The sequence below is a fragment of the Neobacillus sp. MER 74 genome (assembly GCF_023714155.1).
This window is the reverse complement of record NZ_JAMAUV010000002.1, coordinates 1-23,381: the sequence shown is the minus strand read 5'-3', so window position 1 is coordinate 23,381 and position 23,381 is coordinate 1. Positions and strand designations below refer to the sequence as shown.

General features: G+C 37.6%; 28 protein-coding genes. 22 read left to right on the top strand and 6 right to left on the bottom strand.

Annotation, left to right across the window (positions count from 1 at the left end; all coding sequences use genetic code 11):
- Positions 1 to 54: 54 nt before the first annotated feature.
- The 5 genes from M3610_RS04315 (at position 55) to M3610_RS04295 (ending at position 4,476) form a co-directional block, all read left to right on the top strand.
- Positions 55 to 1,452, top strand: a complete 1,398-nt coding sequence (locus M3610_RS04315; RefSeq protein WP_251456815.1) for a sigma-54 interaction domain-containing protein — start codon at positions 55 to 57, stop codon at positions 1,450 to 1,452.
- A 123-nt stretch (positions 1,453 to 1,575) separates the two neighbouring features.
- Positions 1,576 to 3,015: a lysine 2,3-aminomutase gene (gene kamA, locus M3610_RS04310; RefSeq protein ID WP_251456813.1), complete on the top strand. Its 1,440-nt coding sequence runs from the start codon at positions 1,576 to 1,578 to the stop codon at positions 3,013 to 3,015.
- Positions 3,016 to 3,026: 11 nt separating this feature from the next.
- On the top strand, positions 3,027 to 3,311 hold the full coding sequence (locus M3610_RS04305) for a YokU family protein (protein ID WP_251456811.1): 285 nt from the start codon (positions 3,027 to 3,029) through the stop codon (positions 3,309 to 3,311).
- Positions 3,312 to 3,430: 119 nt separating this feature from the next.
- Positions 3,431 to 3,655: a YozE family protein gene (locus M3610_RS04300; RefSeq protein ID WP_251457593.1), complete on the top strand. Its 225-nt coding sequence runs from the start codon at positions 3,431 to 3,433 to the stop codon at positions 3,653 to 3,655.
- A 125-nt stretch (positions 3,656 to 3,780) separates the two neighbouring features.
- Positions 3,781 to 4,476: a hypothetical protein gene (locus tag M3610_RS04295; RefSeq protein ID WP_251456809.1), complete on the top strand. Its 696-nt coding sequence runs from the start codon at positions 3,781 to 3,783 to the stop codon at positions 4,474 to 4,476.
- On the opposite strand, the gene M3610_RS04290 is transcribed toward M3610_RS04295, so the two are convergent.
- The gene (locus M3610_RS04290; RefSeq protein ID WP_180229994.1) at positions 4,477 to 4,644 is read right to left on the bottom strand and encodes a hypothetical protein; all 168 of its coding nucleotides are present in this window, start codon (positions 4,642 to 4,644) and stop codon (positions 4,477 to 4,479) included. It abuts the gene before it with no gap.
- Positions 4,645 to 4,841: 197 nt separating this feature from the next.
- Between M3610_RS04290 and M3610_RS04285 the strand changes: the two genes are divergently transcribed.
- The 4 genes from M3610_RS04285 to M3610_RS04270 all read left to right on the top strand — a co-directional run bounded on the left by M3610_RS04285 (position 4,842) and on the right by M3610_RS04270 (position 7,451).
- Complete coding sequence (locus M3610_RS04285) at positions 4,842 to 5,015, top strand: YozD family protein (protein ID WP_098571979.1); 174 nt, start codon at positions 4,842 to 4,844, stop codon at positions 5,013 to 5,015.
- Positions 5,016 to 5,376: 361 nt separating this feature from the next.
- On the top strand, positions 5,377 to 6,174 hold the full coding sequence (locus tag M3610_RS04280; protein ID WP_251456807.1) for a serine/threonine protein kinase: 798 nt from the start codon (positions 5,377 to 5,379) through the stop codon (positions 6,172 to 6,174).
- 11 nt (positions 6,175 to 6,185) lie between these two features.
- Complete coding sequence (locus tag M3610_RS04275) at positions 6,186 to 6,956, top strand: sporulation protein (protein WP_251456805.1); 771 nt, start codon at positions 6,186 to 6,188, stop codon at positions 6,954 to 6,956.
- A gap of 195 nt (positions 6,957 to 7,151) precedes the next feature.
- The gene (locus M3610_RS04270; RefSeq protein WP_251456803.1) at positions 7,152 to 7,451 is read left to right on the top strand and encodes a hypothetical protein; all 300 of its coding nucleotides are present in this window, start codon (positions 7,152 to 7,154) and stop codon (positions 7,449 to 7,451) included.
- A 61-nt stretch (positions 7,452 to 7,512) separates the two neighbouring features.
- Here the strand turns inward: M3610_RS04270 and M3610_RS27950 are convergent, their stop codons facing one another.
- Positions 7,513 to 7,641 carry a hypothetical protein gene (locus M3610_RS27950; RefSeq protein WP_098575029.1) on the bottom strand — a complete coding sequence of 43 codons (129 nt, stop codon included), beginning with the start codon at positions 7,639 to 7,641 and terminating at the stop codon, positions 7,513 to 7,515.
- A gap of 160 nt (positions 7,642 to 7,801) precedes the next feature.
- Between M3610_RS27950 and deoD the strand changes: the two genes are divergently transcribed.
- The 6 genes from deoD (at position 7,802) to M3610_RS04240 (ending at position 14,692) form a co-directional block, all read left to right on the top strand.
- Positions 7,802 to 8,506, top strand: a complete 705-nt coding sequence (deoD, locus tag M3610_RS04265) for a purine-nucleoside phosphorylase (RefSeq protein WP_251456801.1) — start codon at positions 7,802 to 7,804, stop codon at positions 8,504 to 8,506.
- 221 nt (positions 8,507 to 8,727) lie between these two features.
- Complete coding sequence (locus tag M3610_RS04260) at positions 8,728 to 10,917, top strand: heavy metal translocating P-type ATPase (protein WP_251456799.1); 2,190 nt, start codon at positions 8,728 to 8,730, stop codon at positions 10,915 to 10,917.
- Between the two features lie 20 nt (positions 10,918 to 10,937).
- The gene (copZ, locus tag M3610_RS04255; RefSeq protein ID WP_098575027.1) at positions 10,938 to 11,144 is read left to right on the top strand and encodes a copper chaperone CopZ; all 207 of its coding nucleotides are present in this window, start codon (positions 10,938 to 10,940) and stop codon (positions 11,142 to 11,144) included.
- Between the two features lie 144 nt (positions 11,145 to 11,288).
- Positions 11,289 to 12,800 carry a lmo1851 family serine protease gene (locus M3610_RS04250; RefSeq protein WP_285850939.1) on the top strand — a complete coding sequence of 504 codons (1,512 nt, stop codon included), beginning with the start codon at positions 11,289 to 11,291 and terminating at the stop codon, positions 12,798 to 12,800.
- A 76-nt stretch (positions 12,801 to 12,876) separates the two neighbouring features.
- Positions 12,877 to 13,782 carry a CobW family GTP-binding protein gene (locus tag M3610_RS04245; RefSeq protein WP_251456797.1) on the top strand — a complete coding sequence of 302 codons (906 nt, stop codon included), beginning with the start codon at positions 12,877 to 12,879 and terminating at the stop codon, positions 13,780 to 13,782.
- Between the two features lie 88 nt (positions 13,783 to 13,870).
- On the top strand, positions 13,871 to 14,692 hold the full coding sequence (locus M3610_RS04240) for a hypothetical protein (RefSeq protein WP_251456795.1): 822 nt from the start codon (positions 13,871 to 13,873) through the stop codon (positions 14,690 to 14,692).
- Positions 14,693 to 14,753: 61 nt separating this feature from the next.
- Here M3610_RS04240 and M3610_RS04235 read toward each other — a convergent pair whose 3' ends face one another.
- Positions 14,754 to 14,999, bottom strand: a complete 246-nt coding sequence (locus M3610_RS04235; RefSeq protein ID WP_098575023.1) for a DNA alkylation repair protein — start codon at positions 14,997 to 14,999, stop codon at positions 14,754 to 14,756.
- Positions 15,000 to 15,099: 100 nt separating this feature from the next.
- Between M3610_RS04235 and M3610_RS04230 the strand changes: the two genes are divergently transcribed.
- Positions 15,100 to 15,378: a hypothetical protein gene (locus M3610_RS04230; protein WP_098575022.1), complete on the top strand. Its 279-nt coding sequence runs from the start codon at positions 15,100 to 15,102 to the stop codon at positions 15,376 to 15,378.
- 12 nt (positions 15,379 to 15,390) lie between these two features.
- A complete protein-coding gene (locus tag M3610_RS04225) occupies positions 15,391 to 15,861 on the top strand; it encodes a FixH family protein (protein ID WP_251456793.1) in 471 nt (156 codons plus the stop codon).
- Positions 15,862 to 15,910: 49 nt separating this feature from the next.
- Here the strand turns inward: M3610_RS04225 and M3610_RS04220 are convergent, their stop codons facing one another.
- Positions 15,911 to 16,327 carry an Hsp20/alpha crystallin family protein gene (locus tag M3610_RS04220; RefSeq protein WP_311315800.1) on the bottom strand — a complete coding sequence of 139 codons (417 nt, stop codon included), beginning with the start codon at positions 16,325 to 16,327 and terminating at the stop codon, positions 15,911 to 15,913.
- A gap of 219 nt (positions 16,328 to 16,546) precedes the next feature.
- Here M3610_RS04220 and M3610_RS04215 point away from each other — a divergent pair, with 219 nt between their 5' ends.
- Together M3610_RS04215 and M3610_RS04210 are read left to right on the top strand one after the other, a co-directional pair.
- On the top strand, positions 16,547 to 17,317 hold the full coding sequence (locus M3610_RS04215) for an SDR family oxidoreductase (RefSeq protein WP_251456790.1): 771 nt from the start codon (positions 16,547 to 16,549) through the stop codon (positions 17,315 to 17,317).
- A 90-nt stretch (positions 17,318 to 17,407) separates the two neighbouring features.
- The gene (locus M3610_RS04210; protein ID WP_180230154.1) at positions 17,408 to 17,566 is read left to right on the top strand and encodes a hypothetical protein; all 159 of its coding nucleotides are present in this window, start codon (positions 17,408 to 17,410) and stop codon (positions 17,564 to 17,566) included.
- Positions 17,567 to 17,617: 51 nt separating this feature from the next.
- On the opposite strand, the gene M3610_RS04205 is transcribed toward M3610_RS04210, so the two are convergent.
- Together M3610_RS04205 and M3610_RS04200 are read right to left on the bottom strand one after the other, a co-directional pair.
- Positions 17,618 to 18,178 carry a GNAT family N-acetyltransferase gene (locus M3610_RS04205; protein ID WP_251456788.1) on the bottom strand — a complete coding sequence of 187 codons (561 nt, stop codon included), beginning with the start codon at positions 18,176 to 18,178 and terminating at the stop codon, positions 17,618 to 17,620.
- 309 nt (positions 18,179 to 18,487) lie between these two features.
- On the bottom strand, positions 18,488 to 19,615 hold the full coding sequence (locus M3610_RS04200; RefSeq protein WP_251456786.1) for an amidohydrolase: 1,128 nt from the start codon (positions 19,613 to 19,615) through the stop codon (positions 18,488 to 18,490).
- Between the two features lie 180 nt (positions 19,616 to 19,795).
- Between M3610_RS04200 and M3610_RS04195 the strand changes: the two genes are divergently transcribed.
- The 3 genes from M3610_RS04195 to dapF all read left to right on the top strand — a co-directional run bounded on the left by M3610_RS04195 (position 19,796) and on the right by dapF (position 22,616).
- Positions 19,796 to 20,650, top strand: coding sequence for a patatin-like phospholipase family protein (locus M3610_RS04195; RefSeq protein WP_098575042.1), 855 nt, complete (start codon positions 19,796 to 19,798; stop codon positions 20,648 to 20,650).
- A 111-nt stretch (positions 20,651 to 20,761) separates the two neighbouring features.
- Positions 20,762 to 21,553, top strand: coding sequence for a hypothetical protein (locus M3610_RS04190; protein WP_251456784.1), 792 nt, complete (start codon positions 20,762 to 20,764; stop codon positions 21,551 to 21,553).
- A 79-nt stretch (positions 21,554 to 21,632) separates the two neighbouring features.
- Positions 21,633 to 22,616: a diaminopimelate epimerase gene (gene dapF, locus M3610_RS04185; protein ID WP_251456782.1), complete on the top strand. Its 984-nt coding sequence runs from the start codon at positions 21,633 to 21,635 to the stop codon at positions 22,614 to 22,616.
- The last annotated feature ends 765 nt before the right edge of the window (positions 22,617 to 23,381 follow it).

Below are 23,381 nucleotides of genomic sequence, written 5' to 3'. Positions count from 1 at the left end.
CTGCTGTGCCAATTTTTCGGCACCATAAAGTAGAAAATGAAGGGTGGTGAGGATATGGTTTTATTAACCACTTTAACGCAAGAAGTTTTAACCGCGATTCTAAAATGTATCGATGAAGGGATTCATGTAGTTAATACAGAGGGGAAAACCATTTTTTACAATGAAGTTGCGGCCACTCACGATGGCATGGATGTGAAGGAGGTCCAGGGAAAGTATTTACTTGACGCATTTCCTTCTCTAACTGAAGATTCGAGTACCTTGCTAAAAGTAATTAAAACGGGAAAGCCCATTTATAATCAAACACAGGTCTATATGAACTTGCATGGGACAAGGATTGATACCATGAACACCACTTTGCCGATCTTTCTCGGAAATGAAATTATTGGTGCGGTTGAAATCGCGAAAGATTATTCGCGGATGAAACTGCTCGCGGAGCGACTATTAGATTTACAAAAAGGATTAAATAAAAGTAGTAGAAAGAAGGCGTTGAAACAAGTTACTTATACTTTAAATGATCTATTGACGGTAAATCCAGGGTTTCAAAGGATGAAAGATGGGGCAAAGAAACTGGCAAAATCAGATGCTCCTATTCTTGTCTATGGTGAGTCGGGTACAGGGAAAGAATTATTTGTGCAAGGCATGCATCATGAATCCCATCGGTCCAATGCCCCGTTTATTGCCCAAAACTGTGCTGCCATCCCTGAAACACTATTAGAAAGTATCCTTTTTGGCACATCAAAAGGAAGTTATACCGGTGCCATAGATCGCAAAGGACTATTTGAACTGGCAGATGGTGGTACGTTATTCCTTGATGAACTACATACGATGCCGATCGAGATCCAGGCGAAGCTCTTACGGGTTTTAGAGGATGGGATGGTAAGGAGGGTCGGAAGTTCACAAAGTATTTTGGTGAATGTCCGTGTGATTGCCGCCATGAATGTATCCCCAAGTAAGGCCCTCCAAGAGCAAACACTAAGAGCTGACCTTTATTACCGCCTAAATGTCTTTACCTTTTCTCTTCCCCCTTTAAGGGAGCGAAAAGAAGATATTCTTTTTTTAACAGCCTATTTTATTAATGAATTTAACCAAAAACTCCACAAAAATATTAATGGATATGAAAAGAAGCTAGGGCTCTTCCTGACGAATTATCACTGGCCAGGGAATGTACGGGAATTAAAACACACAATTGAATATATGATGAATGTTTGTGAAGCAGGAGAGCAGTTGCGTTATGAAGATTTACCGAGTTTATTAAAACATCTTACTGGCACAGCCACAAATGACAGCGGCGAACAAGAAAATCTATCATTAAGGAGAAATCTCGAAAGATTAGAGAGGGATCTGATCATGAACGCCCTTGAATTATCTGAAGGAAATATTAATCAGGCTGCAAAGCTGTTAGAGATTCCTAGACAAACCTTACAATATAAATTGAAAAAAATAATAGACTAAGCCGCCGATTTTTCGGCGTATTTTTTTTGGCCAAAAACAACTAAAGTGAGTTCTAAGCCTTTTTATGACATTGGTATAAATCTTGCATATTATTTTAGTGAAGCAAGATGGGAGGAACTGACAATGAAACAATTTTTATATAAACCAAGCAGGCATTGGAAAGATATAGAGTTGTGGAAAGATGTGACCGAGGAGCAGTGGAACGATTGGCTTTGGCAGTTAACAAATACGATTCGAACGTTAGATGATTTGAAAAAGGTAATCAATTTAACGCCTGATGAAGAAGAAGGCGTAAGAATTTCAACAAAAACCATTCCCTTAAATATTACACCATATTATGCCTCCTTAATGAATCCAGACGATCCGCGCTGTCCAATCAGGATGCAATCAGTCCCGATTTCAAAGGAAATTTACAAAACGAAATATGACTTGGAAGACCCATTATATGAGGATGAAGATTCACCAGTCCCAGGATTAACACACCGTTATCCGGACCGGGTTCTTTTCTTGGTAACCAATCAATGTTCGATGTATTGCCGTTACTGTACAAGGAGACGTTTCTCAGGTCAAATTGGCATGGGTGTTCCTAAGAAGCAGCTGGATGCGGCCATTTCCTATATTAGAAAAACCCCGCAAGTTCGTGACGTTTTGATTTCAGGGGGGGATGGCCTGCTGATAAATGATAATATCTTGGAATACATCCTTAAAAACCTGCGAGAAATCGATCATATTGAAATAATCCGAATCGGAACACGAGCCCCTGTTGTGTTCCCACAGAGAATTACCGAAAACCTTTGTAATATTTTAAAGAAATATCATCCAATTTGGCTCAATACCCATTTTAATACTTCGATTGAAATTACAGAGGATTCTAAAAGAGCTTGTGAAATGCTGGCAAATGCCGGAGTTCCGGTTGGGAATCAGTCTGTTATACTTGCAGGAATAAATGACAGTGTACCTATTATGAAGAAACTGATGCATGACCTTGTCAAAATCCGCGTCCGCCCGTATTACATTTATCAATGTGATTTATCAGAGGGGATAGGACATTTCCGTGCACCTGTCTCCAAAGGACTGGAGATTATTGAAGGTCTCCGCGGCCATACTTCTGGCTATGCAGTTCCAACTTTTGTTGTCGACGCTCCTGGCGGCGGAGGTAAAATTGCCCTTCAGCCAAATTACCTAATCTCTCAAAGTCCGGAAAAGGTGATTCTCCGGAATTTTGAAGGGGTGATAACCTCCTACCCTGAACCGGAGAATTATGTCCCGGGAAGGGCGGAAGAATATTTTCAAGAGGTTTATCCGGATATGGAAGAGAAGCGTTCGCTAACAGGAATCGCAGGGATTATGAATGACCAGCATTTTAACCTTGTTCCTGAAGGGTTAACGCGGCTAAATCGACGCAAAGATTATAACCAAGACCCTGCACACACCACATTAAAGGATAAACGCAGCAAACGAGATGAATTAAAGGATAAGAAATTTAAGGCATTGACACAGAAAGAAATGGAAGGTCAGAAACCAGTCAATAAAGGAAAATCGCCTGAAACAATGAAGGATTAGGAGGGGTGTAAATGAAAATTGAATGTGAGTGGTGTAATAGCTCAAATGTGGTGAGATTAACAGATTCTGTGTTTTGGGAATTACCTGATGGGACACGGGCAATTGAAATAACAGAAACCCCTACCCATTCCTGCCCTGACTGTAAGATGGTTTATCAAAGTGAACCAATCGTAAAAGAAATTGAAAATCAGTTGTATTTAATTGATTGTAAGCAGCTTGGAAAAGTGGTCAGCTTTGAAGAATTAATGGCGATTCCGAGATTACTAAAGAAAAATTATTTTGATTTTTCATCATAACGAAGCAGCTCCACTCGCAGGCTACTTTTAAACTATTTCGTTCCAAAACGCTGGACGCCTATCATTGAATCCGTTATAGTATTTCTAAGAAATCTGGATGAGAAAGGCGTTTCGAAATGATCAAATCCTTTTACCATTTTTTAATGAAATATAGGCATCCAGCACCAAAGGATGACATTAGTTTATTTGCGAATCATGCGTATTTAGATCATAGTTTTCCTAAAGTATCAGAGGACTACGATGAAATCAGCTCTTATTTGGAGCTGAACGGTCATTATTTAGAATCCATGTCTGTTTTTGATGAGGCATGGCAGCAATATTTGTTAACTGAACGAAAAGATTAGGAAATTAGAATCGTCTCTTGATGGGGCGATTTTTTCATTTTACAAATGCCATGCGCTTTTATGTAAACGGTGCATATACTATTGTAATCAAAACTCACGACTTATTATTGAGAGGATGGGAGGAAATGGCAAATAGAAAAAAACCGAAGTTTAAGATCGGTGATACGGTCGTGATTACCATATATGGAACAGTTGGCAAGGTGACAGATGTAAAGTGGCTAGATGGGAAGTATGTATATGAAGTAAATAAAAGTGACGGATTATTCATTGAATCCGCCTTACAGTTACTTTCAGAATTTGAAGGCGTTGTGATGGAGAAAGAACAAATTGACATCGAATATAATTTTTTCTTCGGTGATCTAGTTCAAGTAAGCGGTTATGGCGCAGACTTGTTTAAAGTCGTAGGCTTCCGAACAGAAATTTGGCGCTATAAGGAAGATGCCTGGGAAGATGTCATTTATGAGTTATCACGGATTAGTGATGGTGAATGGCTTGAAGCAGGTGAAGAAGAATTAACACTTGTAGCCGATGCTGAAAATGCTGATACATTCATTCAAAAACTAGGTCTCCTATACTTAGTGAATAAGCAAGAAAAGGTAGTCGAAAATCCTAAAGTCCAGAACATGATCAGAAAAGCAGAAATTGAAGAAATTGAAAGAAAAAAAGAAAAGAAGGAACTAATTGACAATTTATTGGACATATTTAATGATTACCGAATTTTATATGAAATGTTTCAGGATCAGGAATATTATCAAGTCATGCGTGTGATTATCAGAAAATTAGAAAGTCTCGTCAGTAACGATGGCAAAAGCCATGTATAATTACCACTTTGAAATTTCAAAAAGTAAATAAACAACAAACGGGATACCTGCCCATTTAATGAGGGAAAACATTCCATCTAAAAACTTTTCCATTAATTGGAGAGTGAAACTATTCTCCCGATTCACATCATTAATCCATGCCTCTAATTTTAATTGTAAATTTGACATTCAAATCCACCCCTTGGAAAAATTCTTTTCATTCATCCTATGCTTGTCCAATCAAAAAAAGACATCATCCCCAGCTAAATTTTCCAAGTTTATTTTAGATATTTGTTCACAACCAATGGATATTCCGTTTGCTCCTAAAGTATCTAGCATGAAAAAGCCAAGTACATCATACATTCTCTAAAAAGGGGGGCGATGCTATGAGAGAAATTGAAGTATTTATTGATACCGAAGAGATTGCCGAATTTTTCTTTCATGAGCTTGTAAAAAGGGGATACGTTCCTAGCGAAGAAGAGCTAGAAGAAATTGCAGACATCACCTTCGAGTATCTAATTGAGAAGAGTATTATCGACGAAGAAGAAGATGATGAATAAAAAAGAGGAAAAGAAGTTTTCCTTTATTATAGATTAATACGAAAGACGAGCATTCAATGCTCGCTTTTTGTTGTGTGTAGAACTATCTGTGAGACTTATTTAAATAATATTTCCAGATCATGAAACCTTTACTTTATGGATACGTATAATTATTTACGAAGGTGAGGAGGGGAATGAGATGTTAAAAAAAATCCTTAAAATGATTTTTGGAAGCAAGTCACATCACAAGTATAGTTCCTCAAGTGATGCCTGGAAGAAAAGGAATCACTATAAGCACAACAACTTAGGACACCATTATTATAAAAAGAAATATAAAAGTAGTAGTTTTTTTAGCAGCTAAATGTAATCGGGTGTTTAATTTATGATGAAGAAAATTGCTTTACTCATATCAAATTTATTGGAAAAACCCTTTACAAAAAATGAACTAATCGCTGAGCGATACCAGGTGATTACCCATCTTGGAGCAGGTGGTTATGGTCATAGTTATTTAGTGTATGATTTGGAAAGTGGGCAGAAAAAGGTTCTAAAAGCCTTACGTCTTCATAAAAGATTGATCCGATCTGGGCGAAGAAGTTTTGAATTAGAAAAAGAACTGTTAGATTCGATTGATCATCCAAGTTTTCCAAGGTATTTTGAGGGGGGGAACTATAAAAACATTCCCTTTTACACCATGGAATATATTGCAGGCATGAATTTCGAACAGCTCATTTTTTCAGAAGGAAGGAAAATTTCAGAAAAAGAAGCCTTTCAAATTGTCCATGAATTACTTACACCACTAGAATATTTGCACAACCTTAAAATAGTCCATCGTGACATTCGCATTCCCAATGTCATTACCGATGGTTCAAACGTAAGGCTGATCGATTTAGGGTTGGGTAGACATTTCCATCAGGAAAATGACGTAGTAAAAACGAAGGAAAATCATTTGCGTAAAGAAATAAATCTCCAAGCGGATTTCTATGGACTTGGACATTTCCTTTTGTTTTTGCTGTATTCTAATTTTACTTTTTCAAAAGACATACATGAAAAAAGCTGGGAAGAGGAACTGAAAATCTCGAACCAAGCGAAACACATAATTAGAAGGCTCTTGCAGATTGAACCTGCATATGAGAACTGTGCTGAAATAAGAGCTGAAATAATAAATTTATACTTAATCTAGGAGGAAGAAAGATGTCTTTTTTTAACAAAGTATTTGCCAGTGTAGGAATTGGGTCTGCAGCTGTAGACACAAAGCTTGAAAAAGATACCTATATGCCCGGAGAGACAGTTAATGGTGTAGTTGAGATTAAAGGCGGCAAGGTGGAGCAGCAGGTAGATGAGATTTATCTAACCCTAAATACCACTTATTTAAGAGAGTCAGATGACAAAAAATATACTGTCACTGCCGCAATTGACAGGTTTAGATTGACTACTCCTTTTGTTATTCGTCCGAATGAGAAAAAAGACATTCCTTTTTCATTTCAACTTCCGTTTGATACACCACTTTCCATTGGAAGATCAAAAGTTTGGGTAACAACAGGCCTTGATATTAAAGGCGGTGTTGACCCAAGTGATAAAGATTATCTCAAAGTTGTCCCCAATCCATTGATGTCTGCTGTGTTTACTGCCATTGATCAGTTAGGCTTTAGAATTCGTGAGGCCGATTGTGAAGAAGCACCGCGGAGATTACGAGGGAGATTACCATTTGTTCAAGAATTCGAATTCGTCCCTGCTTCAGGATTATTTCGAGGCAAACTAGATGAATTAGAAGTTGTTTTCTTTCCATCAGGGAATGGAAGCCTCGATATCATGTTTCAAGTAGATAGGCGGGCAAGAGGGTTATCAGGGTTGTTCTCGGAAGCTTTAGGGACAGATGAGACCAATGTGCGCCTCTTAGTATCAAATGCAGATATCCCATATTTACAACAAAAAATTCAAAGTTTAATTCAACGATATTCATAAAACCAATGGAAATAGGGCCAGTATGGTCCTATTTTTTTATAACGTTCCATCTTTATTCGATAATTTATCACAAGAATCATCCTGTCTGGATAAAAAAAGTGTTTTTCGACAAAAAAATGGGAGTTCTAGGGAGGAATCAAAAGGTGGCATCGCTAATTATTAGAATAGACATTAAATTCTAATAATTGGAGGATTATGATGATCAAAGTTTTAACAAAAAGAGCTAGAATGCAATATGATGTTACGATCTTTCAAACTCCAAGGTATCGTGAACATAAGGGGCATAAAGAGGTTTATCGAACGATGGTTCCAGCATCCAGCCGCAAAAAGTGCTTAGAGGAAACCTTCAGCCGCTTTAATGTTACCGATAGAATTCCTGCAAACTATAAGGGAACTGGAGATATTGTATTAATTGATGAAGGCCGTGGCGGCCAGCATTATTATCAATTAAAACCTGGTGGATGGTTTCCTATAAACAGAATCGTTCTCCTATAACTCTAAAAAACCTAAGGTCAACTCCTTAGGTTTATTTTCTGCAGCTAAACGGTTGGTTCTCTTAATGTTTTCGTCCGCCTGTTGCATTGTGCTCTTTTGCATGTGCTTCGTGTTCAGCTACGATAGCCTCAGCAGGGATGTGGTTATTTTTCTTTGGTGAATTAATGCGGCTTCGATGTTTTTTACCCATGAATAATCTCCCTCCTATCTAAAAATAGCTTTCCACAAATTAAAAAATTCATGTCTATTTCATTGCAGAGTTTCTCATTGGAAAATGTTTATGATATATTGTCATTGATACAGTTTTAACCATTAAATACTGTGCGTAGTTCTTGATTGGAGGATTTTTAATGAGTGTACATATTGGTGCAAAAGAAAACGAAATAGCAGAGACAGTATTACTGCCGGGAGATCCGCTTCGGGCAAAATATATTGCAGAAACATTCTTAGAAGATGCGAAATGTTACAATGAAGTTCGGAATATGTTTGGTTTTACGGGGACCTATAAAGGGAAGCGAATTTCGGTTCAAGGGACTGGGATGGGCGTTCCATCTATTTCTATTTATATAAATGAACTAATGCAAAGCTATAATGTCCAAAATCTTATTCGAGTGGGAACATGTGGAGCTATTCAAAAAGATGTAAAGGTTCGTGATGTCATACTTGCGATGACAAGCTCTACAGATTCTAATATGAATCGACTTACCTTTGGTCATGTCGATTTTGCCCCTGCAGCAAACTTCGATTTACTTCGAAAGGCATATGATGCTGGGGTGGCAAAAGGGCTTAACTTGAAAGTAGGAAATATTTTTACAGCAGATTCGTTCTACAATGATAATGCAGAGTTGGAAAAGTGGGCTAAGTATCAAATTCTCGCGATTGAAATGGAGACAACAGCACTATATACATTAGCTGCTAAATTTGACCGCAAAGCACTATCCGTTCTAACTGTTAGTGATCACATCCTAACAGGGGAAGAAACCACATCTGAAGAAAGACAACTAACCTTTAACGATATGATTGAAGTAGCATTAGAAGCAGCTATAAAGGAATAATCTCCACAAGCCTCTTCCATATAGGATGAGGCTTTAAATTTATTTAGATAACAGGAACTCACCAATAAAATGGAGAATTAATAAAAACAAACTTCACTGTGATAAATATCATCGAAAGGCGTTTTAATTAGGCTTAAATTTAAAATAATATGATTTTGAAATTATTCCTTTGACGAAATATACACTCCGGGGGTATAGTATAAGTATTAGAGGTGATTAAAATGAAAGAGCAGCTCAAATTAGATATTACTGGAATGACATGTGCGGCCTGTTCGAGCAGAATAGAAAAGGTTCTAAATAAAATGGATGGTGTACAAGCAAATGTCAATTTGGCCATGGAGACAGCGGCTATTTCTTTTGATACTGAACAAGTTTCGAGTAATGATATTATTGCTAAAATAGAAAAACTTGGCTACGGTGCACGATTTGATGAAGCAGAACAAAAACAGCAATATAAAGAAGAGGAATTACAGAGGAAAAAACGGAAGTTTCTACTATCGGTTATTTTGTCCATTCCACTTTTATATACGATGCTTGCGCATATTCCATTGGATCTAGGATTGGTAATGCCACACCTTTTGATGAATCCATGGTTTCAATTGCTTTTGGCTACTCCTGTGCAATTTTATATTGGCGGTCAATTTTATGTAGGTGCTTTTAAAGCATTAAAAAATAAAAGTGCTAATATGGATGTCCTTGTTACCTTGGGAACTTCTGCAGCCTATTTTTACAGCCTTGCTGAAGGAGTGAAAACAATTGGAAACCAGGCCTATATGCCGCATCTTTATTTTGAAACTAGCGCCGTGCTGATTACTTTAATTCTTTTGGGAAAGTTATTTGAAACGATTGCAAAGGGGAAGACTACGCTTGCTATCTCTAAATTACTAAGTCTCCAAGCAAAGGAGGCTACAGTAATTAGAGATGGAAAGCAGTGGCAAATCCCTATAGACGAGGTGAAGGTTTCCGATCTTTTATTAGTGAAGCCAGGTGAAAAAATTCCCGTTGACGGTGAAGTAACTTTAGGTCAGTCATCTGTTGATGAGTCCATGATAACCGGTGAATCGATTCCGGTTGAAAAAGCTGTTGGTGATACAGTCATAGGTTCGACCATCAATAAAAATGGTACCTTGACAATAAAAGCAGTGAAAGTAGGTAAAGATACTGCACTTGCTGGAATAATTAAAATTGTCGAGGAAGCACAAGGCAGCAAAGCGCCAATTCAACGTGTCGCTGATACTATATCGGGATATTTTGTCCCCATTGTTGTAGCTATTTCGTTGATTACTTTTTTGATCTGGTATTTCCTTGTCCGCCCTGGTGAATTTTCTTCCGCCCTTGAAACAGCCATAGCTGTTCTCGTGATTGCATGTCCATGTGCACTTGGCCTGGCAACGCCGACATCAATTATGGTCGGGACAGGGAAAGGAGCAGAAATGGGTATCCTCTTTAAAGGTGGAGAACATTTAGAAACAGCTCATAAGATTAATGCAATCATTCTCGATAAAACAGGCACCATTACAAAAGGACAACCCATTGTCACTGATTTTATTGCATATGAGGAGGAGAAAAAGGTTCTCCAATATCTTGTATCCGCTGAGAAGTCTTCTGAACATCCATTAGCAGAAGCAATAGTAAGATACGGGATGGAAAAAAGATCAAGTACTCTTCCTGTTAAACGGTTTAAGGCTGTACCAGGGTATGGAATTGAAGCGAAAATTGGTGATGATGAAATATTCGTTGGCACCCGAAAGTTAATGAATCTGAAAAATATTGCCAGCCAAGCGGGAGAAAAAGATTTGTCTCGTTTAGAAAACGAAGGAAAAACAGCTATGTTTATTGCTATTAATTCTACTATGGTCGGTGTGGTTGCAGTAGCTGATACAGTGAAAGAAACGGCAAAAATAGCCGTGCAGCAATTGATGCATTTAGGGATTGATGTGTTTATGTTAACCGGTGACAATGAGCGGACAGCCAAGGCGATTGCACATCAAGTTGGAATCGCAAATGTCATTGCAGAAGTACTGCCAGAGGAAAAGGCTAATCATGTGAAAGAATTACAGTCAAAAGGTCTTAAAGTGGCGATGGTCGGTGATGGCATTAATGATGCCCCAGCTCTTGCAGTTGCTGATATCGGAATAGCAATTGGTACTGGGACAGATGTGGCCATTGAAGCAGCAGATATCACGATTCTTGGCGGTGAATTAACCTTAATTCCAAAAGCGATGGCTTTAAGTAAAAAAACAATGCAAAATATTCGTCAAAATCTGTTCTGGGCTCTTGTATACAATACAGGGGGAATACCGATAGCAGCTTTAGGATTGTTAGCCCCATGGGTTGCTGGTGCAGCCATGGCATTTAGTTCAGTTTCAGTAGTTTCTAATTCCCTTCGATTGAAGAGAATGAATATATAAAAATAAGTGAGGTAATCGTTATGGAGAAAACAACATTACAAGTTACAGGAATGACTTGCGGACATTGTGAAAAAGCTGTCAAAACAGCACTTCTAGGTGTTGAAGGGGTAAGCAAGGTAAATGTTTCACTAAAGGATGGAAAGGTTGAGGTAGATCATGATTCAAGTAAAGCCCCAGTCACGAAGCTAAAAGAAGCCGTTGAAGACCAAGGCTATGATGTAGAATAGATACGAACGGCACCTACTATTTGGTAGGTGCCGTTTATTGTGAATATCGGATTCCTGCGAATATTATTAATTTCATTAACTTTTCTTTGTTAATTTTCTGTAAAAGATGTTATTCTAATCACTAAGAGTTAATTTTTATGGTGAATGAAAGTGGTGAAGGCTTTGGAAGATGAGAAAATTGGACAAGAAAAAGTGGAAAATACCAATATCGAACAAGAGCAGACAAACGAAAACAAGACAGGATACATACGATTAAAGAAATTTCATTTTATCATGCTATTGTTTATGGTAGTGTTCCTTTCTGCGGGGATTACAACATTTGCACTTGCATTTGGGGATGAAAAGGTAGTTACTGTAGGAACGGAACGACCAGAATTTAATAAACTTTATGAAGCTTTTGATACATTAAAGACTGGTTATTACAAAGAAATCGATCAAAAAAAGGCTATTAATGGAGCAATCAACGGAATGGTGGAGTCACTCGATGATCCCTATTCTGATTATATGAGCAATGAAGAGGCCGAAAGCTTTCATGGCAGTATTTCTTCTTCGTTTGAAGGTATAGGGGCCGAAATTCAGGAAAAAGACGGGCATATTATTATTGTATCTCCAATTAAAGGCTCTCCAGCGGAAAAAGCTGGTTTAAAACCTAATGATAAGATTATGTCCGTGAATGGAAAAAGCCTCCAAGGCATGAATTCAACACAAGCAGTAACCTTGATTCGTGGCAAAAAAGGTACGAAGGTAGTGTTATCCATTCAACGGCCTGGAACAGATACACCAATGACAGTCCCAATTATTAGAGATGAGATTCCGATTGAAACGGTTTATGGTGAAATGGCTGGCGATGGTATTGCAAAGGTTCAAATTACCAGTTTTTCAAGTAATACGGCAAAGGAACTTGTAGAAAAGCTCAATGAATTGAATGGTAAAGGAATGAAGGGACTTGTATTAGACTTACGTCAAAACCCAGGAGGTCTTTTAGACCAAGCCATCTCGATTTCCAGTATGTTCGTTCCAAAAGGAAAACTTATTTTAAAAGTAGAAGATCGTAATGGAAAGATCAAAGAGTATCCGTCGCAAAATGAAGGGAATCCAAATCTTCCTTTAGTTGTCTTGATTGATAAAGGCAGTGCTAGTGCATCAGAAATCCTTGCCGGAGCTGTAAAAGAATCTGCAGGTGTAAAACTAGTTGGAGAAAAGTCTTTTGGGAAGGGAACTGTGCAAACGGCTTCCGACTTTAAGGATGGTTCCAATCTTAAATTTACAACCGCAAAATGGTTAACACCTAACGGTAATTGGATCCATAAAAAGGGGATTAATCCTGATGTGGCAGTTGCCTTGCCTGATTATGCAACCTTAACAATCATAAATCCGGATAAAGAATTAAAACAATCTAGTTCGGGAACAGAAGTACAGACTGCACAGAAAATGTTAAAAGCAGTTGGATATAACCCTGGCCGTACAGACGGGTTCTTTGATAAAAAGACAAAAGCTGCCGTCACTGCTTTCCAAAAGGCTCAAAAGCTACCGGCTAATGGAATTCTAAAAGGCGATTCTACCTTAAAATTAATGGAATTATTAAGAGACAAAATTAAAAATAATGATACACAAATGCAAGAGGCGATAAAAGTATTAAAGGGAACGATGAAATAAACAATAGCGACCCGACTTCCCTAGAAGTTGGGTCCATTTTTTTAAGTAACCATCAATGAATGGAAGGGTTTTGACAATGAAAAAAGCTGAGGTTTATATTTTATCCGGTTTTTTAGGGAGCGGGAAAACCAGCCTTCTCAAACAATTATTAGAGGATGAACAGCGAACAGGAAGAAAAACGGCTGTCATGATGAATGAATTAGGCAAGGTCTCCATTGATTCTGATATAGTCGATGAGGAAGATGTTACATTAAAAGAACTCCTGGGCGGTTGTATTTGCTGTTCCATTCAGGATAAGCTTGAAGCCCAATTACAAGGTTTATTGGTAGAGGAAGAACCAGAAGTAATCTATATCGAGACAACCGGAGCTGCACACCCTGTGGAGGTTTTAGATGCGATTCTTTCCCCCTTATTTGCAGATAAATTAATCATAAAGGGGATTATCACCACCGTTGATGGGACAAGGTGGTTAGTTCGAAAATTATTAAGTCCACAACTTCAGCAATTGATTCTAGAGCAGGTGAGACATGCGGACTATATTCTTGTTAACAAGTTGAATGAATTAACAGAGAGTGAGCAAGCAAAGATCACTTTTGAAATTCAGTCGATCAATCCAAATGCAAGATGCCTTCTGACTAATTTTTCTCAGGTTTCTATCGACCAGTTGCGAAAACTTTCCGTGTCAGTTGATAAGGTGACACAACCTGTCCATCTTAATTTAACGACCTTTGTTTACCAATTTGAATCAGCAATCAGCCAAACAGAATTTGAGGATTTTTTGAAAAAGCTGCCGGATACGATTTACCGTATTAAAGGCTATCCTAAGTTTGATTTTTCAAAGCTCCCTTTTTTATTTCAATTTTCTTACGGCATGCCCTTATATATGAAACAGGATATGAATATGCCATTAAACCTTGTCTTTATCGGTGAGAATATTGATTGGAACGGAATTAAAACACAATTAGAAAATCTTGAGAAATGACAAAAATACCGGGATTGAATGAATGATTATTTCCTCTTCAGGTAACTCTTTTAATGTGGCAAAGTTTATTACTTTAAAGGAGGATGCGATGAAGAGGGTAGTTATTTTTTTTGTTTTTATTCATATCCTCCTAAATGGTCAAGAGGTTAAAGCTGCATCAAACATTAGTTATAATATTGAGATGTTGAATTGGAAGGAAGTTGATCAAATTCTTCCTAAATACACAAAATTTACTGTTTTGGATGTAGAAACGGGTAAAAAGTTTAAAGTGCAAAGACGGGCGGGGAGCCACCATGCGGACGTACAACCCTTAACTTCCAAGGATACGAAGATCATGAAAAAAATATACGGGGGCAAATGGAGCTGGAAACGCAGGGCCATTATTGTTATTCATAAAGACCAGTGGATTGCAGGTTCCATGCATGGGATGCCCCATGGCGCAGGTGCACTTCAGAATAACTTTCCAGGACACTTTTGTATTCATTTCTATGGCAGTAACACACATCGTACGAACTCAATGGACTTATCGCATATGCTTATGGTATTGAAAGCTTCAAGGAAATTAAATCAGTATTTAGGTTCTGCGAATCCATATGAAGTCATAAATGCCTATGTAGCCGGATTTAAGCAGCAGGACAGCCGAATTACATCGCTAGCCTCACTACAAAAAATTAATTGGCGACCCATTTTAGAAGATGTTGAAAATATTAGACTTTCTCGAATCGAACTATTGCCAGCAGAGGATTTAACAGAAGAAATCAGTTTGGACGTACCAGTGGAAATTGACTGGTATATTAAAAATAGAGGAAGACAAACTTTTAGGGGAGACATTCACCTAATTAGATTTTCACCGCTTGACGCATGGAAAGTGGATTCAAAGGATTTTCTTAAGGAAAATAAATTTAAATAAAAAACAAAAACATCCTCAATTTGGACACACCAATTAGGGATGTTTTTGTTTGATGATAATGCTATAATGGCTGTTCTCCAAATTTGATAAATGTTCGTTCATCTTCTATTAACCCACAAGCACCGCATTGTATTCGATAGTCTGGGCCATTGTAAGGGAGATGAAAGGGCTCTAAATCGTTTTCGGCATACTCTTTGATAACTTCCCCTGATTGTGGGTCAAGTTTAACAGAATGAGATACTTGTTGGATCACATTAAAACGGCTTCGATTGGTCTTGCAATTTGGACATTTATAAGGTGTCGACATATTAGGATTCTCCTTTCTCGGTCTTGTTAAAAGTTATTTTTTGCAATGTAGTAAGTAAATATGTAACAATGCAAGGGAAGACAAAAAGGGGGGATTGTTTTTGCCTATTGAAAAGGTATCCTTTGATTATTTATTAGAACAATATCGGCTGATTTGGAATCATCGGTTACTTGAAACGATGGGGCAAAGCAGTAAGGAGACATTGCTAGAAGCAATAAAAAAAGAGCTTCTCGATGAAAATTCACATCCGAGAGTAAGAAAGAACAAATTTGAGAAATATTTTTCTGCCATTAATAGAGTGAGTGATTCAACAGTTTCACCAGAAGCTAAGGTACAGTTAATAAAAATTCATAATAAAGTGATGGAAGAAATAAGATAGGAGAGAGAGACCTTGAAAAAGTTTTTCGTTTTATTGGTGATTGTTCTTTGTTTAAATATCGTTGTTTCCTGTAATAAAAAAGAACAAGAGGATAATCTGCCGCAAATGGTTGATGTAGACTTGTCGATCAAACCCAATCCAGGTGAACTGGGCAAGCCGGTCACATTTGAAGCGAAAGTTACCCAGGGAAAAGATCAGGTGGAGGATGCAGAAGTTATCTTTGAGATTTGGCGAGCAAAGAATGACAACCATGAAAAAGTAGAAATAAAACATTCTAAAAATGGAATCTATCGCCTTGAAAAATCTTTCAATCAAGAGGGGACGTATTATATCATCTCTCATGTGACTGCAAGAGATATGCACAACATGCCTAAAAAGGAATTTGTTGTCGGGACCCCAAGTGAACCTGAGGATGCTAATGCAAAGAATTCAATGGAAAACATGGATATGGATAATATGAAGGAATCAAATAATGGTAAATAAAGGATGGACAGCAGATTTGCTGTCCAATAAATTGAATACTTTTGCTTGGTTAAATTTCTGTAACGTCTATTTGTGAAAACTGCAAATCAATATTTTTAGGGATTTTAACTTCAAGTACGCCATCCTTGAAGGTAGCAGATGCCCCTTTCTTTTTTACAATAGCCGGTAGGGTTATCGTGTGTTTATCTTCATGACGAGGAATATGCTCCACAATGAGTTGATTAGATGTGTGATAAATTCGAAGCTGCTTAATCCAATCTTCATGTTTTATTGAAATTCTAACGTATACATAATTATGAGTCTCAAATGCAGCTGCATTTAATCCGTCACTATTAGATAAAGGTGTGGATCCTGATGATTGGAATCCCTGGAACATCTCTGCTGGATTTATTCCCGCTTTCATATTTCCAGGCATGATTTTCCCTAATACATCCTGAACATAATTATTAATTTCTTCCGGTTTCATTTTTGCCATCTTTTCCTTTATATTTTTATCAAAAGGGAATATATTCCACGGGAACAATGATCTCATCCTTTCCGTGTTACTTAGATATTTGTATCATATGCTAACACTTGCCCATGCGTTATAAAAACCTAAGTAATATGAATGTACAAAAAATGTGACTAAACATGTCTAGTTAACAAATAGTTAAGAGAGATACTACACATAGAGAGGTAATGATTTGTGAATAAGAAAACAGCTCTGATTACGGGGGGAGCAACTGGTATTGGCAAAAAGACTGCTTTATATTTAGCGGAAAATGGTTATCAGTTAGCCATAAACTATCGTAATAGTGAAACAGAAGCAATTTCTTTAGCAAACCAATTGACTGAATGTTTTGGAACCAAAAACATTACTGTTCAAGGAGATGTGGCAATCGAGAAGGATTGTATCCGAATTGTTAATGAAACACTTGCTGTCTACAAGACTGTGGACGTTTTAGTACATAATGCAGGTCCATACATCCAAGAACGAAAAAAGCTCGCAGACTATTCCTTCGAAGAATGGAATTATGTAGTCCAAGGGAATTTAAGCTCTGTTTTTTATTTGTCTAAACTAGTTATCCCTTCCATGCGTAACCAAAAATGGGGGAGAATTATTACATTCGGGTATGATCGCGTAGAAACTTCACCAGGTTGGATATATCGGTCAGCCTTTGCTGCAGCAAAGACAGGTTTGGCCTCCCTAACAAGAACTATAGCGATAGAGGAAGCGGAATATGGAATTACAGCAAATATGGTTTGTCCAGGGGATATCATTAACCAATGGAAAGAAAGTAATATACATGATGCAAAGGAAATGGAAGGAAATGCACCGATTGGCAGGTATGGAACAGGCGAAGATATAGCCAGAGTCATTGCATTCTTGGTTGATGAAAATTCAGATTTTATTACAGGGAGTATCATTCCTATTACTGGGGGAATGGATGTTTTAGGAAAGATACATAAGAATTAGTATAATTTTTTGAACTATTTGATTTTCTGAATGAAAACTCCTCCTTTTGTGGATAATAGATAATAATCATCTATGAAAGGAGCAAAGAATATGAGTTTTAATATGAACAGAATAAATCCTAATCAAACTCAGGTATTTTTTCATGATGGCCGCTTTGAAACATTAACAAATGAGGAATTAGACGAATTTTTGCTCCAAATGGGTCTTAATGACGTGAATGAAGCGATTGAACAAAACGTAACAGAATAATAATTAATAAAATTCTAAACAAAAAGCAATCGGACAAGGCCGATTGCTTTTTTACGCTTCCAACAATTGTGAATCGTCTGATTGGACAGCGCCATTCCGCATAAGATAGAAAGTGTACTGATCCTTAGGTATTTCATACAAATCATATACATCACCATGAGCATTCAATTGTTCATATATAGATTTTCTCGTTTCGTTTGCTTTTATTACATAAGGTAGTTTTTCAGCTGCTTTGATTGAGCGAATATTAACCTTCCGTATTCTCATAAAGACGGTTTCGATTCCTAATTCATAAAATAGTTCCTGAAAAAAGGCATCTTTCGCCGGACTATTATAACCTTTGCCGTGGAAAGGCTTGCCAAGCCATGTTCCTAAAAATCCGGCATTTTCCTCAATATCAAAAAGGTTAATGGTACCAATCGGTACACCCCATTCATCAAGAATGGTTCGTGATATTAATTCACCACGGTCTTCGGCCTCAATGGTTTGTTTTGTCATAAATAAGAATTCTTCATAGGTATCAGCTTTTTGGCGCACAAATGGGAAGACATCAGGATGCGTCATTAATTCGTACAGTGTGTGGCTGTCATGAAGATCACGTTTTTTAAGCATGAATAACCCTCCATTAGGGCATTCCGATCCCATGTCAAAAGAAACGGTCCGGTCCACCCTCGAAATTTTTTATAAAGTTACTAAAAAATTTCGGGGTGGGAATCGAACCCACTAGAACCAGTAATACTGGTGGCGCACCATTTGCCTTCCCTATATCATTTTTTTGTTAACAAGACTATGTTCGTAAACCTCCAAAGATTTTAGGTTTAAACGGCTTCACTAAAAGTATGATACAAGAAAAAAGCTAAAAAATAAATAGGTTTTTTGTGGATTTTTCGATAATATTTTTTACCAATTTTCAGCAATAATCTACGCTTCTTGATAGACCATTTCGCCGCCAATCATCGTCCATTTCGGCTTAGCCAAGTATTGGAAAGGATGATGGCTCCAAAGCACTAAATCGGCTTCCTTTCCCTCCTCGATACTTCCAACGTGACTGTCTATTCTTAAGTTCTTGGCCGGCAGAATTGTAATTCCTTCAAGTGCTTTCTGCTCTGGTAAACCCTCTCTGACAGCAAGGCTCGCACAAATATTTAAGTATTGGATGGGTGTATAGGGATGATCTGTGGTAATAGAAACTTCTACACCATGATTCGTCAGTTCTTGATACGTTTTCCAGGTTTTATTCTTCAATTCGACTTTGGATCTTCGTGTTAAGGTTGGACCAACGGAAACTTTTAAATTCACCCCTGAAAGTTCACTTGCAATAAGATGGCCTTCAGTACAATGTTCTATTCTCAAGTCAAGATTAAATTCTTCTGCGAAGCGAAGTGCAGAAATAATATCATCAGCACGATGTGCGTGGATTCTAACGGGAATTTCTCTTTTGAGGGCCATAATAATCGGTGCGACTCTAGGCGAGTCTGGATTATCCGTGTGGATTGCTTGGTAAAAAGCCTCCCTAAGCATCCCCATAATTCCCATCCGCGTAATGGAATCACTGTTGCCATTGCTATGAATTCTTTTTGGATTTTCCCCTAAGGCAATTTTTAATCCTGCAATCTCTTGGATAATCATTTTTTTGATATTTTTACCTGTAGTTTTGATGACAGATGTTGTTCCTCCTATAACATTTGCACTGCCAGGCATGACATGAGCTGTGGTGATCCCGCTTTTAACTGCATCAGAGAATGCCGGGTCCAAAGGATATACCCCGTCGATAGCTCGGATATGTGGAGTAAGAGCTTCAGCTGTTTCATTGGCATCGTTTCCCGCCCAGCCTGTTCCTTCATCATAGAGACCTAAATGGGTATGGACATCAATAAAGCCTGGAAAAAGAAATTGGTTCCCACAATCAATGATTTTTACATTTAAATCTGTTGTAAGATTTTTCCCAACTTTAAGGATCTTCCCTGCATCAATTAAGATATCTCCATGTGGAATCGGCTTTGATGTAATAGGATATACCGTTGCATTTTTTAAAAGAATTTTTGTCATAATAAAACCTTTCTTCACATTGATAATAGTTATTTTATAAATTTTAACAATTTAGGTGCCTAGGGATTAGTTTCAATCAGAAAAAATTTTTTAAACAAAGTCGTATCATTTTGTAAAAGAATCAAGTGGGGTCTATAATGACAAGGAAGTTTAATGTTAACAATGAAAGGGCGAGGCAACATGGAAAACCAAGTAGGTTTGGTCCTAGAAGGTGGAGGAATGCGTGGTGTTTATACTGCAGGTATCCTTGAATACTTCTTGGAATCACAGTTATTTTTTCCATATGTTATTGGGGTATCTGCAGGTGCATGTAATGCAGCCTCCTATTTGTCGAAGCAAAAAGGGAGAAATAAAACCGTTACGATTGAATATGCTTCCGACCCTAGATATATTTCGTGGAAAAATTATTTTCGAAATCGGCAATTTTTTGGCATGGATTTTATTTTTGACGAAATTCCAAATAAACATGTCCCGTTCCATTATGATGTTTTTTACAATAGTCCTTCAGAATTTGTTGTGGGGACAACAGATTGTCTGACAGGAGAGCCTGTTTATTTTAAGAAAAAGGATTACAGAGATGACCTTTTAACCGTAATACGGGCATCAAGCTCCCTTCCATTTATTGCACCTGAAGTCCGTTTTAAAGATAAAATATTACTTGATGGGGGGATTAGCGATCCCATTCCAATCAAGAAAGCACAACAGGATGGATTTGCAAAAAATATCGTGATTCTTACAAGAAATGAAGGGTATTTGAAAAAGCCCTCAAAGTTTCATTTTCTGGTAGATCGTAAGTATCCAGAATACAAAGGCTTGCAACAGTCCCTTAGGAACCGATATCGAATATATAATGAAACGGTCGAATATGTTGAGCAGGAAGAGAAAAAGGGGAATGTTTTGATTATCCGCCCATCCCAGCCATTAAAGGTCGGTAGAATGGAACGGAATCCCCATAGGCTGGAAGAGCTTTACAATCAGGGCTACGAAGATGCCAGGGCATCTATGTCAACGATAATTAACTATATTAAGAATTAAAAGAAGAGACCATTTTGTTTCTTCTTTTTTAGTGTAATTGCAAACTCCTATCATTTTTTTGGTTTACAGTAAATAAACTAAGAAAAGAGGAATTGATAAGGAGTTTTCTAGATGAAAATAAATGAATATTACCGGGATACAGCTCATTTGAACTTAAATGGTAGTATTGCTTCACTATTGCCAGTCATCATAATCATCGCTGGCAACCTTACTATTTTTAAAACAAAAGAAATCATGTTATTAACGATCCCATTTCTTATCTATAGTTTGGTTAGTTTCCAATTCTATCTATTTAGAAGACGGCAGTCGATTTCAATTGACAGACAGCTGAAGAAATCGGAGGCCGGAAGAAGGTCTTTATTTGAATCACGCCATTTACTAGTTTTCTTCCTGAACACTAAATCTTCTAGGCTGCTATTTTACTTTCCGAACGGGCATCTTGCTGGAATGATTAAGAGATACCGAGGCAGTGGGACGAAGAAGCTTTCCTTTTCAAAAATTTATGCACTCTATTCGATGGAGAACCAGAACCAAGCCATAGGTTACTATAAGGTTAATGGTGGAAAAACGATAAAAATAGAGGTATTTAATCATCGAAGGCAATATTTAGGCAGTTTTGAGCGAAGTAAAAAGGATTGGAGAACATCCAAAAAGGAATTACTAGATTCGAAAGGAAAGTTTATTGGTGCAGTAGAAGGTGCTGTTGCTTTTATGGATGAACAATTCATAAACCACGATCACTTTCAGGAAGCACGTCTCCGTCGTGGATGGATGCCATTGGAGTGGAGACCCTTGTTTCCAGAGCCGAATACACCGGTACTTTCCATTAGAGAGAGTTTATCTGAACAAGAAAAACTCCTTCGGATGTCATTTTTGATTAATGAATATTTTATCGAAAGATAGAAGTTTCGACAGTTTCCCTCACGAACATTGTTTGGTATGATAAATAGAATACTTATATCAAGGTAGTAGGGGGATAACAATGGAAGTCCAATTAATTAAAGGTCATGGATCGGGAAATGACTTTCTAATTATCGATGAAATGTCGAATCAATATGTATTTTCTGAGAGTGAACGAGCAGATCTTGCGAGAATGTTATGTAATCGTCAGTCTGAATTAGGGGCTGATGGAATTCTTTTCGTGATGAATAGCAAACATGCAGACGCAAGAATGCGTGTCTTTAACTCAGATGGGTCGGAAGCATCCATGTGTGGAAATGGATTGCGTCTTGTTGCAAGGTATGTATGTGAACACCTTGGTCAAAATAAAGCTGTCATTGAAACAATGAAAGCAAATTTAAAAGTGAGCAAACAAAATGAACTTTTACCAGATATTCATACTTACCAAGTGGAAATTTCCCCTGTGTTGTTTGAATTAAAAGCTCTCCCTTTAAATTTAAATAAACCGACCCTTTTCAATGAAAAAATTGAGGAACTATCAGCAGATTTAAGGTTTACCGCACTTGCTGTTCCTAATCCGCACCTCATTGCTATTGTTGAAGCAGAACACCTTGAAGGTGACCTGCAAAAACATCTTAGTGAAAAAGTAAATGGTCCCAATCATTTGTTCCCAGACGGTGTTAATGTAAGCTTTGTTAAACATTTACAACCTGGTGCTATATATGTTAGAACATTTGAGCGTGGTGTAGGTTTTACTAATGCCTGCGGGACTGCCATGTCAGCATCCACCCTCGTTACTTGTTTACTGGAATTAAATAAATTGGAAAACGTCGTAAATGTTTATAATAATGGTGGAAAAGTTCAATGTGTAGCCCATGAAAGCGAGGGTAAATACACGATTGACCTAATAGGGAATGCAACCTATCTTTATAATGCTACAGTAAATGTGGATTTAGAGAATCATTCATTTACAATTTCATCTAAAACAGAACTTTCTGAGCAGGCAACTTATGAGCAATTGCAAAATGAAGCAAAAAAGTTTGTTGAAACGAATCTGAAAGGATAGGGGAATCCCTATCCTCAGATTGTCGAGAAACGTTGTTTTTCTCGGCAATTTTTTATTGAAATATGGTATTTTTCTGCAATCAGCCCTGTTGATTTCCGCTCCAGGCACTCACTTTCCGCGGGGAGGTCCTGCAGCCTCCTCGGCGCTTTGGCGCCTGCGGGGTCTCCAGTCACCTCTCTATCCCACAGGAGTCGAGTGCCCTCCGCTCCAATCAACAGGAAGGCAAATCAACCTAATGTATTGCGACCACTTTTTCTTATATTAAGGATCTGAATTTATTCATTGTTGATTTTCGTGTAGGTATCAGAATTCATAGGCGGAGAAATTCCGGCTATTGTATATAAAAGAAGCTTAAGAAGCATATATAAGCGGAGATATTCCGATTAAGTGCTCAAAATAAGGAAAAATCCAAAGATTTGTATAATATAAACGGAAAAACTTCCTTTATTTTTAAGGGAAAATGGGTATTTTCTAATATAAATGGAATATTTCCGTTTATTTTTCAAACACAGTGAAATCAATTATTTTTATTATTTATCAGTTGAGTTGAAGTACTTTATTGAGACACTCTGTTGATTGGCGCGGAAGGCGAGAAGACTCCTGCGAGAGTACGGGGCAGGGGAGACCCCGCAGGAGCGAAGCGACGAGTTATCATGAACGAAACTAGCTCCTTACTCGTAACATCGTAGATTAATTTGGTTAGAATGTTTACTGGAAAAAACATAACCAAATCAGAGCTACATTACGGAAGGAGCTAGTTATTAT

What these genes read in the sequence shown, in the direction of transcription:
- M3610_RS04305 (WP_251456811.1), top strand. Translation starts at nt 3,027, where the DNA reads ATGAAAATTGAATGTGAGTGGTGTAATAGCTCAAATGTGGTGAGATTA.
- M3610_RS04190 (WP_251456784.1), top strand. Translation starts at nt 20,762, where the DNA reads ATGAAAATAAATGAATATTACCGGGATACAGCTCATTTGAACTTAAAT.
- M3610_RS04280 (WP_251456807.1), top strand. Translation starts at nt 5,377, where the DNA reads ATGATGAAGAAAATTGCTTTACTCATATCAAATTTATTGGAAAAACCC.
- M3610_RS04200 (WP_251456786.1), bottom strand. Translation starts at nt 19,615, where the DNA reads ATGACAAAAATTCTTTTAAAAAATGCAACGGTATATCCTATTACATCA.
- M3610_RS04285 (WP_098571979.1), top strand. Translation starts at nt 4,842, where the DNA reads ATGAGAGAAATTGAAGTATTTATTGATACCGAAGAGATTGCCGAATTT.
- M3610_RS04275 (WP_251456805.1), top strand. Translation starts at nt 6,186, where the DNA reads ATGTCTTTTTTTAACAAAGTATTTGCCAGTGTAGGAATTGGGTCTGCA.
- M3610_RS04245 (WP_251456797.1), top strand. Translation starts at nt 12,877, where the DNA reads ATGAAAAAAGCTGAGGTTTATATTTTATCCGGTTTTTTAGGGAGCGGG.
- M3610_RS04240 (WP_251456795.1), top strand. Translation starts at nt 13,871, where the DNA reads ATGAAGAGGGTAGTTATTTTTTTTGTTTTTATTCATATCCTCCTAAAT.
- M3610_RS04315 (WP_251456815.1), top strand. Translation starts at nt 55, where the DNA reads ATGGTTTTATTAACCACTTTAACGCAAGAAGTTTTAACCGCGATTCTA.
- M3610_RS04210 (WP_180230154.1), top strand. Translation starts at nt 17,408, where the DNA reads ATGAGTTTTAATATGAACAGAATAAATCCTAATCAAACTCAGGTATTT.
- M3610_RS04195 (WP_098575042.1), top strand. Translation starts at nt 19,796, where the DNA reads ATGGAAAACCAAGTAGGTTTGGTCCTAGAAGGTGGAGGAATGCGTGGT.
- M3610_RS04205 (WP_251456788.1), bottom strand. Translation starts at nt 18,178, where the DNA reads ATGCTTAAAAAACGTGATCTTCATGACAGCCACACACTGTACGAATTA.
- M3610_RS04250 (WP_285850939.1), top strand. Translation starts at nt 11,289, where the DNA reads ATGAAAGTGGTGAAGGCTTTGGAAGATGAGAAAATTGGACAAGAAAAA.
- M3610_RS04295 (WP_251456809.1), top strand. Translation starts at nt 3,781, where the DNA reads ATGGCAAATAGAAAAAAACCGAAGTTTAAGATCGGTGATACGGTCGTG.
- deoD (WP_251456801.1), top strand. Translation starts at nt 7,802, where the DNA reads ATGAGTGTACATATTGGTGCAAAAGAAAACGAAATAGCAGAGACAGTA.
- M3610_RS04290 (WP_180229994.1), bottom strand. Translation starts at nt 4,644, where the DNA reads ATGTCAAATTTACAATTAAAATTAGAGGCATGGATTAATGATGTGAAT.
- M3610_RS04260 (WP_251456799.1), top strand. Translation starts at nt 8,728, where the DNA reads ATGAAAGAGCAGCTCAAATTAGATATTACTGGAATGACATGTGCGGCC.
- M3610_RS04235 (WP_098575023.1), bottom strand. Translation starts at nt 14,999, where the DNA reads ATGTCGACACCTTATAAATGTCCAAATTGCAAGACCAATCGAAGCCGT.
- copZ (WP_098575027.1), top strand. Translation starts at nt 10,938, where the DNA reads ATGGAGAAAACAACATTACAAGTTACAGGAATGACTTGCGGACATTGT.
- dapF (WP_251456782.1), top strand. Translation starts at nt 21,633, where the DNA reads ATGGAAGTCCAATTAATTAAAGGTCATGGATCGGGAAATGACTTTCTA.
- kamA (WP_251456813.1), top strand. Translation starts at nt 1,576, where the DNA reads ATGAAACAATTTTTATATAAACCAAGCAGGCATTGGAAAGATATAGAG.
- M3610_RS04270 (WP_251456803.1), top strand. Translation starts at nt 7,152, where the DNA reads ATGATGATCAAAGTTTTAACAAAAAGAGCTAGAATGCAATATGATGTT.
- M3610_RS27950 (WP_098575029.1), bottom strand. Translation starts at nt 7,641, where the DNA reads ATGGGTAAAAAACATCGAAGCCGCATTAATTCACCAAAGAAAAATAAC.
- M3610_RS04220 (WP_311315800.1), bottom strand. Translation starts at nt 16,327, where the DNA reads ATGAAACCGGAAGAAATTAATAATTATGTTCAGGATGTATTAGGGAAA.